The organism is Ruminiclostridium papyrosolvens DSM 2782, assembly GCF_029318685.1.
Lineage (GTDB): Bacteria > Bacillota > Clostridia > Acetivibrionales > DSM-1351 > Ruminiclostridium > Ruminiclostridium papyrosolvens.
The window spans coordinates 1046465-1059944 of the sequence record NZ_CP119677.1 but is presented as its reverse complement, the minus strand read 5'-3'; the positions used below and the strand labels follow the sequence as shown (position 1 = coordinate 1059944).

15 protein-coding genes and 4 tRNA genes are annotated in these 13480 nt (G+C 38.8%); 3 read left to right on the top strand and 16 right to left on the bottom strand.

The window, feature by feature from the left end:
* Nucleotides 1–2 precede the first annotated feature (2 nt).
* The 3 genes from P0092_RS04775 to P0092_RS04765 form a co-directional block, all read right to left on the bottom strand.
* Nucleotides 3–78, bottom strand: a tRNA-Thr gene (locus tag P0092_RS04775).
* Nucleotides 79–287: 209 nt separating this feature from the next.
* Nucleotides 288–364, bottom strand: a tRNA-Asp gene (locus P0092_RS04770).
* 19 nt (nt 365–383) lie between these two features.
* Nucleotides 384–458, bottom strand: a tRNA-Glu gene (locus P0092_RS04765).
* 208 nt (nt 459–666) lie between these two features.
* Between P0092_RS04765 and P0092_RS04760 the strand changes: the two genes are divergently transcribed.
* Nucleotides 667–1104, top strand: a complete 438-nt coding sequence (locus P0092_RS04760) for a DUF3788 domain-containing protein (protein WP_004621319.1) — start codon at nt 667–669, stop codon at nt 1102–1104.
* Between the two features lie 65 nt (nt 1105–1169).
* Here the strand turns inward: P0092_RS04760 and P0092_RS04755 are convergent, their stop codons facing one another.
* The 9 genes from P0092_RS04755 to P0092_RS04715 form a co-directional block, all read right to left on the bottom strand.
* Nucleotides 1170–2237: a sensor histidine kinase gene (locus P0092_RS04755; RefSeq protein ID WP_004621316.1), complete on the bottom strand. Its 1068-nt coding sequence runs from the start codon at nt 2235–2237 to the stop codon at nt 1170–1172.
* Nucleotides 2234–2950: a response regulator transcription factor gene (locus P0092_RS04750; RefSeq protein ID WP_004621314.1), complete on the bottom strand. Its 717-nt coding sequence runs from the start codon at nt 2948–2950 to the stop codon at nt 2234–2236. The genes P0092_RS04755 and P0092_RS04750 overlap by 4 nt, the downstream gene beginning before the upstream one ends.
* 57 nt (nt 2951–3007) lie before the next feature.
* The gene (locus tag P0092_RS04745; protein WP_004621310.1) at nt 3008–3949 is read right to left on the bottom strand and encodes an ABC transporter permease; all 942 of its coding nucleotides are present in this window, start codon (nt 3947–3949) and stop codon (nt 3008–3010) included.
* The gene (locus P0092_RS04740) at nt 3946–4872 is read right to left on the bottom strand and encodes an ABC transporter ATP-binding protein (RefSeq protein WP_004621307.1); all 927 of its coding nucleotides are present in this window, start codon (nt 4870–4872) and stop codon (nt 3946–3948) included. Before P0092_RS04740 ends, P0092_RS04745 begins: the two co-directional genes overlap by 4 nt.
* Before the next feature lie 202 nt (nt 4873–5074).
* Nucleotides 5075–5150, bottom strand: a tRNA-Lys gene (locus P0092_RS04735).
* A gap of 151 nt (nt 5151–5301) precedes the next feature.
* Complete coding sequence (locus tag P0092_RS04730; RefSeq protein WP_004621305.1) at nt 5302–6576, bottom strand: adenylosuccinate synthase; 1275 nt, start codon at nt 6574–6576, stop codon at nt 5302–5304.
* Between the two features lie 223 nt (nt 6577–6799).
* Nucleotides 6800–7003, bottom strand: coding sequence for a DUF1858 domain-containing protein (locus tag P0092_RS04725; RefSeq protein WP_004621304.1), 204 nt, complete (start codon nt 7001–7003; stop codon nt 6800–6802).
* A gap of 102 nt (nt 7004–7105) precedes the next feature.
* A complete protein-coding gene (locus P0092_RS04720; protein WP_004621303.1) occupies nt 7106–7663 on the bottom strand; it encodes a Fe-S-containing hydro-lyase in 558 nt (185 codons plus the stop codon).
* A 13-nt stretch (nt 7664–7676) separates the two neighbouring features.
* Nucleotides 7677–8519: a fumarate hydratase gene (locus P0092_RS04715; RefSeq protein WP_004621301.1), complete on the bottom strand. Its 843-nt coding sequence runs from the start codon at nt 8517–8519 to the stop codon at nt 7677–7679.
* 217 nt (nt 8520–8736) lie between these two features.
* Between P0092_RS04715 and P0092_RS04710 the strand changes: the two genes are divergently transcribed.
* On the top strand, nt 8737–9120 hold the full coding sequence (locus P0092_RS04710) for a universal stress protein (RefSeq protein ID WP_004621299.1): 384 nt from the start codon (nt 8737–8739) through the stop codon (nt 9118–9120).
* Nucleotides 9121–9249: 129 nt separating this feature from the next.
* Nucleotides 9250–9525 carry an HU family DNA-binding protein gene (locus P0092_RS04705; RefSeq protein WP_004621297.1) on the top strand — a complete coding sequence of 92 codons (276 nt, stop codon included), beginning with the start codon at nt 9250–9252 and terminating at the stop codon, nt 9523–9525.
* Nucleotides 9526–9595: 70 nt separating this feature from the next.
* Here P0092_RS04705 and P0092_RS04700 read toward each other — a convergent pair whose 3' ends face one another.
* From P0092_RS04700 to aroA, 4 genes are read right to left on the bottom strand one after another with little or no spacing between them, the layout of a single operon-like run.
* Nucleotides 9596–10351, bottom strand: coding sequence for a response regulator (locus P0092_RS04700; protein ID WP_004621295.1), 756 nt, complete (start codon nt 10349–10351; stop codon nt 9596–9598).
* A 37-nt stretch (nt 10352–10388) separates the two neighbouring features.
* Nucleotides 10389–10892 carry a shikimate kinase gene (locus tag P0092_RS04695; protein WP_004621293.1) on the bottom strand — a complete coding sequence of 168 codons (504 nt, stop codon included), beginning with the start codon at nt 10890–10892 and terminating at the stop codon, nt 10389–10391.
* Nucleotides 10889–12067 carry a chorismate synthase gene (aroC, locus tag P0092_RS04690; protein WP_004621292.1) on the bottom strand — a complete coding sequence of 393 codons (1179 nt, stop codon included), beginning with the start codon at nt 12065–12067 and terminating at the stop codon, nt 10889–10891. The genes P0092_RS04695 and aroC overlap by 4 nt, the downstream gene beginning before the upstream one ends.
* A 33-nt stretch (nt 12068–12100) precedes the next feature.
* Complete coding sequence (gene aroA, locus P0092_RS04685) at nt 12101–13369, bottom strand: 3-phosphoshikimate 1-carboxyvinyltransferase (RefSeq protein WP_004621289.1); 1269 nt, start codon at nt 13367–13369, stop codon at nt 12101–12103.
* Nucleotides 13370–13480 lie beyond the last annotated feature (111 nt).

The window sequence follows — 13480 nt, the reverse complement described above, 5'->3', positions numbered from 1 at the left end:
TATGGAGCTGGCGGACGGAATCGAACCCCCGACCTGCTGATTACAAGTCAGCTGCTCTACCTGCTGAGCTACACCAGCGCATTTATAGCAGATACTTCGTACTTCGTTGAACAAGTGTTTCGCTCAACTGCCTGTATATAATAACATGGGAATTGATTAACTGTCAACACTTTATTTTAAAAATTTTGCTGTTATTTTCAGGAATATTTTGGAAGTAGAATTTTGGTTTATTTTGAAATCAAAAAGCAACTTTCTGCAAGAGAAAGTTGCTTTTTGTATAATTTAAATGGCGACCCGGAACGGGCTCGAACCGTCGACCTCCAGCGTGACAGGCTGGCATTCTAACCAACTGAACTACCGGGCCATTACTTTTTAAACTATAATGGTGACCCATAGGGGACTCGAACCCCTGTTATCGCCGTGAAAGGGCGGTGTCTTAACCACTTGACCAATGGGCCTTATTTATTTTCGTCGAGCACCTCGCCGACTGACAAAATATATTGTAACGGGACATAGCATAAAAGTCAAGCGATTTTTTTATCTTTTTTTAAGTTATTTTTTACCATATAAATGTTAGAATTATATTAGGATGTATTATATGCAGTTCCTGCAATGAAACTAAAGTTAAAGATAGTAAATAATTAGCGAGAGGTTGGTATAAACATAATGTGGAGTGAACTTTATAGCTCAAATAATAAACCTACATTTGAAAATGTCAGCGATTTTATTAATAATTCGCTATGGGACGAGCTCTGTGTATATGTGGAAAATACTTATTCCACATCACCTAATATGGAATTCAGTAACTGTTCTATGCAAAAAGGCTGGAATATAAAGTACAAAAAGAGCAGCAAGTCACTGTGTACTCTTTATCCAATGGATGGCTACTTTTTTGCCCTTGTTGTTATCGGTAAGAAGGAACTGCCTGAGGCAAATATTGTTATTCCAACTTGCAGCCCCTACACTCAAAACTTGTTTTCAGTGACACCTTCTTCTAATATTGGTAAATGGCTCATGCTTGAAGTCAGAGATAAATCTGCACAAGAAGATGTAAAGAAACTAATACAGTTACGTGTAAAGCCATTAAATAAGCGACAAGTTTAATTAGTTCTAAGTGATTCATAAACTTTCCTTCTTTGAGGAACACACTTGATGTGGTAATCAGGCTATCATAATCTAATGGTAATTACAGTCCCGTGTCCAGTTGTGCTTTTTACATCTACTGTTCCCTGATGCGCGGTTATAATCTGCTTGACAATAGCCATGCCAAGTCCTGTTCCTCCCGTGGGAACATCCGTTGAAGTTCCTCGATAATATCGGTCAAATAAATGGTTGCTGCTATGTTCATCCATTCCTTTTCCATTGTCCATTACCTGAATTTCTACATGTGTAATATTGTGCATCTGTACTGTAATCGCTGTACCTGCCGGATTATGGACAACCGCATTGACCAACAGGTTTGAAAAGGCCCTTTTGAGTAACCCGGCATCGCCCATTACATAAATAGGTTCTTCCCCTCCGACTATTTCAAAGCTATTGTTTTTGTCAGAGGGCATATTCGCAGTTTCTGCAACTACCCTGCGGATTAGCTCACCCAGCTCAATCCTCTGAGATGAAAGCTTTATTCCTATGTTCTGATCCATCCGGAAGGCAATTCCAAGGTCATTGATAAGTTCCTCCATATGGGCGGACTTATCTTTGATAAGCTGCACAAACTCTTTCTTCTCATGTGCGCTCCATTCATGTTCATCCGACAATAGAATGTCCGAATAACCGGATATATAAGACAGAGGGGTCTTTAAGTCGTGGGTAACGCCAGCGGCCCAATCCTGTCTCAACTGTTCAAACTCCAGTCGTTTACGCTCGCTCTCTTGCAGCGTTGCGGATAAAGCTTCAAGGTTCGCATAAACTTCCCTGTAAAGGCGACTGGATGGAGAGCGAAAGCGTTTTTTATTGGTGGGAATAAGATACTCTCCATTTGACAACTTTCTTATTTTGACTAAAATATCTGCCATTGGACGCGCAACATAATAGCCGTAAAACAGACAATATAACAAGTAGGCGGCTATAATTAATACCGTTGTCAGATTCACAAAAAATAGTTTTTCCGGTTGTTTAAGAACAACAATATAGAAAATTGCCGGCAGAGAAACAAATAAAAACATCAATATCTGATGCAGTATAAAATTCAAGGTAAAGCGGACAATCAGCCTCCAATTTATAAGGTTTATTTTCATACCACTTCACCTTGCTTGGGCGGGATAAACTTGTAGCCAATTCCCCTTATATTGACAATGAGGGAAGGGTTCTTTGCATCCCTCTCTATTTTTTTACGAAGACGCATAATGTGAATGGAAACCGTTTTTTCATCTCCAATACTGTCATAGCCCCATATATGCTCATATAGTTGTCCTGAGGTAAATACCTGATTGGGATGGTCCGTCAAGAAAAGTAAAAGTTCAAATTCTTTGGCCGGACAAGGTACTTCTTGCCCATCTACCAACAATTGCGCAGCCTTTCTGTCAATTGCAACAGGGCCGAAACGGTTAATCTCCGTTGTTTGCCCCGCATTCTGGTATTGTTCCAGCCTCCGAAATTGGACATTGATACGAGCAGCTACCTCTAAAGGATTGAAGGGTTTTGTGATATAATCATCCCCACCAATCCCAAGCCCGGTCAATTTATCTAAATCACCCGAACGGGCGGTAAGGAACAATATTGGGACAGCAGTATGCCGCCGTATTTCCTGACACAGCCTAAATCCGTCCGTATCGGGTAGCATCACATCCAACACAATCAAGTCATACAGATTCCGGCTGATTTTTTCCATTGCTTCCTGTCCCGTAAAGGCGCTGCTGATTGAAGTATAACCTTCCTTGCGAAGTATCGTTTCCAGCATCTTTACGATGCCGGGTTCATCATCGATAATAAGTATTTTTTGCAGACGCATCCCTCTGCTCCTTTCCCTTATAATCTCTATTATCCAACAATTGTATCAGAATAACCGCTACATTGATACATCACGCTTTGTAAAAATAAGCCAGCTTATGAGTGAAAGCGCAATGATATATACAATTAATACGGAAATTGAAAAGCTCAGCGTCATTTCGGGTCTGGCCGGAAGATTGAACAAATACAAGCTGATGTCACTGTTGGCAAAAGGCAGGTATTTCAACCATTCCATTTTTGCGGTTACTTCAATCATAGAATTGCCTGCTATCATAATGAACAATGATATTCCTACTGACAAGGCACTATTGCGCAAAATTGTTGATATAGCAAAAGCAAAGGTTACATATTCCATGATAGGGAAAATACTCAAGCCGTACATCTTTATAACTTGCATTACAACCTTCTGCTGAATGATTTGCCCATGCTGATTCAAGAATAAATCAGTTTTATGTATATCGCTCGGTCCATAAAGCATAACGTTCGTGGCATAACCGCATACAACTAATAGCGCCAGCATCACTATGGCAAAAAGAGAAACAGCGATATATTTTGAAAACAGGATTTTTGTTCGGCTATGGGGGCGTATTAGTAAGAGTTTCATCGTTCCCGCTGTATATTCCCCAGCCACCATATCTGCTGCAATGATTATGGCAAAAATAATGACTATTTCCACTAAACCGGAGAAATTCAGCAGAGCTGACCACGGATTGCCGGGAGGAGTAGGTATATCATTTACTAAACGATACTCGGCTATCATCAATTTGTTTTCAGCGTCTGCACGCAGCGTTGATGATAACTCCGAGATTTTTAAGCGTTCTTCGTACTGCCGGACAAGCTGCGTTGTTTCAGCCCGCCAATTCCCTGTATTTGTTTTTATTCCGTCCGTCTTCCCCACAACAGATGCTGCTATGGTGATGGCAACTAACAGCAACAGCAAAATCCACGTAAGTTTCTGACTGTATATTTTCATGCTTTCGTTAACAACTAATCCTCTCATTTCTTTTCCTCCGTTATCTCCAAAAACTTATCCTCCAAAGTATGCTCTTGTATTTGAATGCTATATAACTGAATCCCCGCATCCATCAAGAGCTTATTCACTTCTGGAATTTCTTCTTTGTTCATCTGAATAAACAACTGCCCCGGATGTTCAGTCGGTAAAACTGTTTTGTTTGCAGAAGTAATGACTCTTCTTGCCTGTTCCATCTGCGCCGGTTCCACCACAACACAAACGCGGGAAGCCCCTCCCCTATGAACAAAGTCTTGTATGCTTTGAATACTGAGCAGCTTTCCATTTTGCAGCACACCCACTCGGTCGCACATCAACTCCATTTCAGAAAGCAAATGGCTTGAAACAAAAACAGCAACGCCTTCATCATGAGCGAGCCTTTTCAGATAATTACGCAGTTCATGAATACCCGAAGGGTCGAGGCCATTCGTTGGTTCATCCAGTATCAGAAGCGGGGGACGATGCAACAGCGCTTGTGCAATTCCTAAACGCTGACGCATTCCAAGGGAATAGGTTTTAACTTTGTCATGAATCTTGTCCTTTAGTCCCACAATTTCCGCCATTTCATTTATCCGGGCTTTTGAAACGCCGGGAACCATTCGTGCATAATGCATCAAATTCTGATACCCGGTCAAGTACTTATACAAATCAGGATTTTCAACGATGGCTCCTACGTGCCGAATTGCCTTGTTGAAATCTTTTGTAATGCTTTGCCCCTTAATGAGAATATCACCCTGACTAATCTTTATCAGTCCCACCATCATGCGAATTGTGGTTGTCTTTCCTGCTCCATTAGGGCCTAAGAAACCAAAAACCTCCCCGGCTGGAATATCAAAAGAAAGATCATTTACAATATTTTTACTTCCAATTCTTTTTGTTGCATGTCGCAACTGCACTACTGGCGTTTGATTCATATGTCCATTTCCTTTCTATACGCTTTAAAAATACCTATTCGGTAGTTTCAATCAGATTATAAAAACTGAAAGTAAACGGACAGTAAACGCAAGGCAAACATGCAATAAATTTATAGTGCAGACGATAATCTGTCAGAGTACACCTATGCTGGGCGCACAAAAAAAACATGTATTCCATTTCTGAAATACATGCTTTTTGTTTTGGTGACCCATCGCAGATTCGAACTGCGGACACCTTGATTAAAAGTCAAGTGCTCTGCCAACTGAGCTAATGGGTCGTACAATTTTTCCGAATCACAAGTATAAATAATACTTAATAAATTCACTTTTGTCAACTCATTTTTTTAAAAAAAGTGAATTTTTTTAAAAAAAATAAAATATAATGGCAAAATACCATTATATTTTATTTTATAAGCTAGTATTCTATGTCTAGAATACCTTTATAATCTGTTCTCTGTCTGTTCCTACACCAATAAGACCTATCTTTACCCCTACAAGTTCTTCAATCCTGGAAAGGTACTTTTTGGCGTTCTGAGGCAAATCTGCAAATAACTTAACATTTGATATATCTTCGTTCCATGGTTCAAATACTTCGTAGATAGGTTCACACTTTGCAAGTTCGTTAAGACTTGCAGGGAATGTTCTGATTACCTGACCATCTTTTTTATATCCAACGCAAAGTTTTATTTCCTTGAGTTTTCCTATGGTATCTACATGGTTTATGGCTAAAGCTGTTAATCCGTTTATTTTAGCAGCATATTTAATCATAACGGTATCCAGCCAGCCGCATCTTCTTGGTCTGCCTGTTGTTGTTCCATATTCCCAACCAAGTTCTCTGATTGTATCCCCTATTTCGTTGTTTTGTTCTGTTGGGAATGGACCTGCTCCAACTCTTGAGGTGTATGCCTTAAGTACACCGTAAACCTCATTTATATATACCGGTCCAAGACCTGAGCCGGTACATACTCCACCGGCAACCGGATTAGATGAAGTTACATACGGGTATGTACCAAAGTCTATATCCAAGAAGTTTGCCTGAGCACCTTCAAACAGTATATTTTTGCCCTGATCTATTCCGTCTGCCAATATAGCGGTCGTATCTGTAATATACTTTTTCAACTGCTCTGCATACCCTAAATACTCCTTGATTATTGGTTCAGCCTCAAAAGGTTTCCCTCCATAAACTTTTTCTATTATAAGGTTCTTTAATTGCAGATTTGATTTAACCTTTTTGATAAATTCATTTTCATCAATAAGGTCACACATTCTTATTCCGGATCTTTCAATTTTATCTGCATAACAAGGGCCAATTCCTCTCTTGGTAGTTCCAATGCTGTCATTGCCCCTAAACTTCTCCTGAAGTTCATCCAGTTCTCTGTGATAAGGCATTATCAAGTGAGCCCTGTCGCTGATTAAAAGGTGGTCTGTTGTTACTCCTCGTTCATTTAAGCCCTTCATTTCCTGAAGCAGTACTGACGGATCTACAACTACTCCGTTTCCGATTATGCAAGTCTTATTTGTATGAAGAATTCCTGAAGGTATCAGATGCAGTGCATATTTTACTCCATTGGCTACAATAGTGTGTCCGGCATTATTACCACCGGAAAACCTCACAATTATATCTGATTGCTCAGCAAGCATATCTATATACTTCCCTTTACCCTCATCACCCCATTGAGTTCCTACTACTACTCTTACGGCCATTCTATTATCCTCCTATCCATAAATGTTCAAAACAGATTAAAACTATTTCATACTTATGATATGTATCTTTTTCTAATTCAACCCATTAAATTATAACGTAGTGAAATTTATAATTCAACATAAAGTAATGCAGACTATAAAATTACTATCTGCTATTATCAAGGTTTATTGCATAAATAATAAAATACCTGGAAATAAGCCTCCAGGTATCTATTATAAACATTTATATGTTTTCAAGATATTTATTTAAGTTTGCAATTAATTGGTCCGCATCTATACCATGAATTGCGCATGCATCTTCAATGCTTTCACCGGAAGACGACGGACATCCAAGACAGTGCATACCGCTTTCTAAAAATATAGGAATTGTACCCTTATCCAAGTTTAATACATCAGAAATAATCATATCCTTAGTTACTTTAGCCATTATGATAAACCTCCTTATGATATTTAACAAATCAACAATTGCTGTCACTTCTGTATTATACACTATTCATTTTTAAAAATATACTACATAATTTACTCTTGTCTACAGTTTTATTTTCATAAACTGTTTTCTGCCGCTTTCATACAGGTTATTTCCGCAGCTGTCAATTATTACAGTTAATGGAAAATTTACAATTTCGAGACGTCTTACAGCCTCTGCACCTAATTCCGGGAAAGCAATAATTTCCTGACTTTTTATACATTCAGCCATCAAGGCACCTGCACCGCCTATTGCCCCCAAATAAACCGCACCATACTCTTTCATTGCATCAATAACATTTCTATCCCTCAACCCTTTACCTATCATGCCTGTTTCACCGAGGCTTATGAGTGTGGGAGCGTAAGCATCCATTCTATAACTGGTAGTCGGCCCTGCTGAACCTATGATTTCACCTTCTCTGCAAGGACAAGGCCCAACGTAATAAATCGTTTGGTTTTTTATATCAAATGGAAGCTCCTTATTCTCCTTTAATAATTCCAGCATTTTTTTATGTGCAGCATCTCTGGCAGTATAAATGGTGCCGCTAAGTGAAACAGTATCGCCTGCTTTCATCATTCTGGCTTTTTCCCGGTCAAAAGGTGCCGTTAATATGTGATGCATTCTTCTTCCCCCCTTATAATGTCACTTCTGCATGTCTTGTAACATGGCAGCTTATATTTATAGCAACAGGCAGTCCTGCTATATGTGTAGGATATGTCTCTACATTTACCGCCAGTGCTGTTGTATTACCGCCTAGCCCGGCAGGACCTATACCCAATTGATTTACTTTTTCCAGCATTTCAATTTCCAGATTTTTTACATACTCTATGCTGCTCCGAACATCTATTGGTCTCATTAACGCCCGTTTTGCCATAATAGAGGCTTTTTCCATTGTTCCTCCGATTCCCACGCCAACTACAATAGGAGGGCACGGATTGGGGCCTGCCTTATCAACTGTTTCCAATATAAAGCTCTTTACTCCTTCAATACCATCCGAAGGTTTTAACATTTTCAAAGCACTCATATTCTCGCTTCCAAAACCTTTAGGAGCCAACTCAATTTTAAGTATATCCCCTTCAACAATATCATAGTGGATTACAGCAGGTGTATTGTCACCGGTATTTACTCTTTCTATAGGGTCACTTACTACTGATTTTCTTAGAAAACCTTCTTTATACCCTCTTCTCACACCTTCATTTATTGCTTCTGCCAGTCCTCCGCCCGTTATGTGAACTTCTTGTCCGATTGTTACAAAAACTACTGCCATACCCGTGTCCTGACATATAGCCACTTTTTTATCAGCTGCTAAATTTGCATTTGTCAAAAGTTTATCAAGTATTTCCCTGCCAATATGTGATTCCTCACACTTCAAGCCTTTTTCCATAGCTTGTCTAATATCACTGTTAAGGAAATAATTCGCTTGTATGCAAAGTCTGCTGACTTCTTCTATTATTGTCGTTACATTAATCTCTCTCATGTTTCCTCCGTTTAAATTATTAAAGTAAGTATACTTTTATTATACATTTGGCATTTTGTCTCAACAACAGTTTTTAAATATTTTATATTCGGTATAATAGCTTTTAAAACCCGTAAACTATAAAGACAAATCATCGTTTTTTTAGTATAATATTGATATAGATGTTTTATTAATTAATCCCCAAAACGTTTTATTACGGGTATAAGGAGGCTATTTTTTGAAATCAACTGCCAGTAATATTTTGGTTTGCGTAACACAACAAAAAACTTGCGAAAGACTTATAAAGAAGGCATTGGAATTCTCAAACGACGGGGATTCTCTGTTTATAATACACGTAGCAAAAAATGACTGGAGTTTCCTTGATAACGATAAAGAAGGGGAAGCACTTGAGTATCTTTTTGGTATTGCAAAATCAGTGGGTGCCAATCTGACGGTTTTAAGGTCTGATGATATTGTAGATACCATTGTTTTCTATTCTTTGGAAAACAATATAGATATGTTGGTTATGGGTGATTCCAAAGGAGATCACAGCGAAAACTACTTTTATAAAGCATTAAAATCCAGACTGGATAAGGTTAATATACATGTGGTCCCTAACTAAAACGTAAAACGATAAAATATTTCCTATTTTGGATGGTACAAAATAACTATTTTCCCCTGAAAGGCTTGACTTTAGCGAGCTTTCATTATAAAATATTGTCGAATTCCATTTTTAGGAGGTTGTATATAAATGAATAAATCAGATTTAATCAATTCCATCGCCACAAAGTCAGGCTTAAATAAGAAAAATAGTGAAGCTGCTTTGAATGCTTTCATTTCTTCCGTAGAGGAAACTCTTAAAGCTGGCGATAAAGTTACATTAGTTGGATTCGGAACTTTCGAAGTTAGAGAAAGAGCTGCTAGAAAAGGCAGAAATCCTCAGACTAAGGAAGAGATTACTATTCCAGCTTCCAAGGCTCCAGTATTTAAGGCTGGAAAAGGTTTAAAGGATAACGTAAACGCTTAATGCTAAACTACATAAAGGGGGCTGTCATAAGGTAGAAAGTAATTTCTCTCTTACGACAGCCCCTTTTGTATTAGTTGTTTTTTCTTATCTTCTCTATAATCCGGCATATAACTTGTGAGTTTGTTGGTTTTTTTTCACTTTCGTTATCCTCAATTCCTTTTTCTATGCAATTTCTTATTGCTCTCTCAACCTTTTGAACAGGTACACCGTTTTTTTCGGCTATTGTCCTGTATACCCCTTTAGGTAAAGAGCCTGTTTTGCAATAATAATCAAAGGATGCCGTTATTATATCTCTGATATAGGAATACCCGGTCATGTGAGCTTTTAGGCCATATTCACTCATATATTTTGTTGCAAGAAGCTTTAATTCATTATCTGTTTGATTTTTCTGTTTATAATTATTTGCTGTATTATATGTATATTGACTTTTACCAATTTGAGCTCTTTCAGAATCGGAATATAATTGCCTTACTCTAGTAGCAATAACACTTTCATCAAAGGGCTTAATTATGTAATAATTTGCCCCAAGGTTCATAGCTCTTGAAATGTATATTTCCTGACTTATTGCTGAAAAAATGATAAATACGGGTCTGCTTTCCTTTGTTAATGTTCTGGCATATTCTAGTACTCCTATGCCATCTAGCTTTGGCATAATTATGTCTAATAAAACTACATCGGGTAAATCTTTTTCTATAAGCTCAATTGCTTGAAATCCATCCTGAGCTATGCTGGTTACCTCGAAGTCATCGTGCCCTGCTAAACTATCTCTTAATGTCTGTGCAGCCAACTGATTGTCGTCAGCAATTAAAATCCTTATCTTACGCATTGTACCTCTTTTTACCCTTTTCTTTTTATTTATCAATTTATTTTGAAGATATGACCCCAAGTATCGTCCCCGAAACGGCGTCAGGGTCTGCGGAATCGCAATCTATAGCTGCGTCCGCGTATTTTTGGTACAAAGGAACTCTTTTGTTATACAACTCAAGCAAAGTTCCTGCTGTTCTGGCTAACTTTCTTGATGTATCCATTCTCTCTCTAATAATATCATACTTTGTATTCAAATATATAACAAATCCAATGCTTTTTAAATAATTCATTGAAATTTCACTATGAATAAGGCCTCCGCCTGTTGATATTACACAAGTACTATCATTTATCGAGAGAACAGCTTCATCCTGAACTTTCATGAAATATTCAAGACCGTCTTCTTCCACAAGCTGTCTGGGGGTTTTACCCGTCATTTCACATATTAGATGATCAGTATCAATAAAGGTATACCCAAGTCTTTCCGACAATGCTTTCCCAACTGTGGTCTTACCGCTGCCGGGCATACCTATCAATACTATATTTTTTGGAGATTCCATCATAGTTTATCCCACCTGTTATCCATATCAGTTATACTCCTGCTTCCAGAGGACATCAATATACTGTCTACAAGTGCCATTCTAACCATGGCTTCACAAATAGGATATATTCTTGGTACAAGTGAAGGGTCGCTTCTTGATGCAAATTTATGGGTAACGGGTTCAAGTGTTGATACATTCACTGTCAGTTGATCCTTTAAAATGGTTGGTGTAGGTTTAACAGCAACACGTATCCTTATTTCTTCACCGTTTGATATTCCTCCCAGCATACCACCTGCTCTGTTTGTTTTAAATCTGATTCTACCTGTTTCCTCGTCGTAATAAGGGGTGTCATTGCATTCAGAGCCCTTTTTGGATGCTACTCCAAAACCATCTCCTATCTCAATTCCTTTAACACCTCCAATAGACATGATTCCATGTGCAATTGTAGCGCTTAATTTATCAAAAACAGGTTCTCCAAGTCCCGCAGGCACTCCCTTTGCAATTATCTCCACAGCACCTCCACAGGAATCCCCTTCTTTTTTTACCTGAAGCAAATCATCAATCATCAGTTTTGCAATATCCGAATCAGGACAATTTATCTCATTTGACCTATAATTCTCTTTGGCAGTTTCATATGAAAACGGTCCTGCTTTTATACCATGAGACTCAACGGTGAATGCTATTACATCAATTCCCATGCTATCTAGAATTATTTTTGCTATAGCTCCCCCAGCAACTCTTGCAACTGTCTCACGTGCAGATGCCCTTCCTGCTCCAAGATAGTCGGAATGTTCACCATATTTTTTAAAATAGGTATATGCTGCCTGTCCCGGCCTTAGCAAATCTTTATTACCTTTGTGCTGTTCTATATGGTAATCTCCTATATCACTGCTTGGGATAATCATGCACACAGGTGCACCCGTTGTTCTGTCATCCTGCATTACTCCTGAAAAAATATAGACTTTATCCGCTTCTGATCTTGGAGTGTGAAGCTTGGACTGCCCGGGTTTTCTTTTATCCAGTTCTTCCTGTATAATCTGTGAAGTTACTTTCAGCCCAGCCGGAACACCATCAACTATTACTGCCAGTCCTCCCCACAGTTCAGGCGGAATATCCGGATTTTTTCTGAAAGCTCCCGAATAGGATTCCCCGCATGTTGTAACCCTGAATAACCTTCCAAATGTATTTCCTAACATATAAACCTCCATATGCCGCAATTGCGGCTGTTATTATAATAATTGAATTTTTCCGCCGCAGCTTTTTACGGATTCAACAAAGCCCGGGTATGTAACATTCATTGCCTCTGCTGTATCAATAATGGTTTCTCCTTGGCAATTTAAGCCTGCTATGGCCAAGGACATTACCACTCTGTGGTCATCGTGGCCTTTTACGGACGTTCCGCATAATTTACTTTCACGTATAACCAAGCCATCAGGAAGTTCGGATATGTCCGCACCCATTTTAGTAAGCTCAGAACACATCACGCTTATTCTGTCAGTCTCTTTTAGTCTTGCCTGCGGAACATTGACCAATCTGGTTTCACCTTTTGCAAAGCATGCTGCCACAGCCATGGCAGGAAGAGCGTCCGGTATGGAGTTCATATCTATTTCTCTTCCCTTGAGGCTCTTTCCTTTTATCGTTATATTTTTATCATCATATTTTATGTCCGCACCCATATCCTGAAGTATGCCAAGAACAGCTTTATCTCCCTGAGGATCTGACATATCGAGATTAGTCAGTACCAACTCGTTACCGGATATTGCGGCTTGTACCATAAAGAAGGTTGCTGTAGAAAAATCTCCGGGAATGTTACATTCAAAAGGCTTATATTGCTGACTTCCCGGTATGAAAAATTCTTTCATTGAGTTATGTGAGTATTTTATGCCCAATTTGTCAAGCCACCATAACGTAATTTCTACGTAAGGTATTTCATTAAGGCGTGTAACATTAATGTGGGTATCTTTTTCAAGGAGGGGTGCATTTAACAAAATAGAGGACAAATATTGTGATGTGACAGAATCAAGCTCCGTAAAACCTCCTGTAGCCCTTCCTTTTATGACTACAGGTGCTGATTCATTTCCTCTGGTTGTAAACGCTGTACCTCCCAGATTATTTATGGCTTTCACCAAAGGCCCTATCTGCCTTTTACGAATCTGATAATCTCCAGTAAAAACAGTATGACCCTCAACAAGAGCAGCAGTCATAAGCCCAAGCCTGAGGCTTGTTCCTGAATTGCCTACATCAATAACATTTTCCGGGACCTGAGGACATGCCCCAATTCCGTTTACAATATAACTATCTTCTTTCAGATCAAAGGTCGAACCAAATGCCCTGCATACATCGGCTCCAGAAATTGCATCGGATGAAAGCAAGGGATTTCGAATTTTACTTGTACCTTTTGCCAACCCCGCCAGAAATAGCGACCTAATAGTGTGAGACTTCGAGCCGGGTATGTTTATACTACCCGAAAGTTCTGATTTTCCTACCTTTAATAACATAAAATTCACCTACCATATTACCATATTTTTTTATTTACGAGTTTACCGTGCTACATTGTTCCTACTTTACTATGTTATCTAATTAGGCTAAGTCTCGTCAACCGATGCTTA

Coding starts and splice junctions, on each gene's coding strand:
- P0092_RS04755 (WP_004621316.1), bottom strand. CDS start 2,237: ATGAAAATAAACCTTATAAATTGGAGGCTGATTGTCCGCTTTACCTTG.
- P0092_RS04750 (WP_004621314.1), bottom strand. CDS start 2,950: ATGCGTCTGCAAAAAATACTTATTATCGATGATGAACCCGGCATCGTA.
- P0092_RS04695 (WP_004621293.1), bottom strand. CDS start 10,892: ATGATGGAATCTCCAAAAAATATAGTATTGATAGGTATGCCCGGCAGC.
- P0092_RS04730 (WP_004621305.1), bottom strand. CDS start 6,576: ATGGCCGTAAGAGTAGTAGTAGGAACTCAATGGGGTGATGAGGGTAAA.
- P0092_RS04700 (WP_004621295.1), bottom strand. CDS start 10,351: ATGCGTAAGATAAGGATTTTAATTGCTGACGACAATCAGTTGGCTGCA.
- P0092_RS04715 (WP_004621301.1), bottom strand. CDS start 8,519: ATGAGAGAGATTAATGTAACGACAATAATAGAAGAAGTCAGCAGACTT.
- P0092_RS04705 (WP_004621297.1), top strand. CDS start 9,250: ATGAATAAATCAGATTTAATCAATTCCATCGCCACAAAGTCAGGCTTA.
- P0092_RS04760 (WP_004621319.1), top strand. CDS start 667: ATGTGGAGTGAACTTTATAGCTCAAATAATAAACCTACATTTGAAAAT.
- P0092_RS04725 (WP_004621304.1), bottom strand. CDS start 7,003: ATGGCTAAAGTAACTAAGGATATGATTATTTCTGATGTATTAAACTTG.
- aroC (WP_004621292.1), bottom strand. CDS start 12,067: ATGTTAGGAAATACATTTGGAAGGTTATTCAGGGTTACAACATGCGGG.
- aroA (WP_004621289.1), bottom strand. CDS start 13,369: ATGTTATTAAAGGTAGGAAAATCAGAACTTTCGGGTAGTATAAACATA.
- P0092_RS04740 (WP_004621307.1), bottom strand. CDS start 4,872: ATGAATCAAACGCCAGTAGTGCAGTTGCGACATGCAACAAAAAGAATT.
- P0092_RS04720 (WP_004621303.1), bottom strand. CDS start 7,663: ATGCATCACATATTAACGGCACCTTTTGACCGGGAAAAAGCCAGAATG.
- P0092_RS04745 (WP_004621310.1), bottom strand. CDS start 3,949: ATGAGAGGATTAGTTGTTAACGAAAGCATGAAAATATACAGTCAGAAA.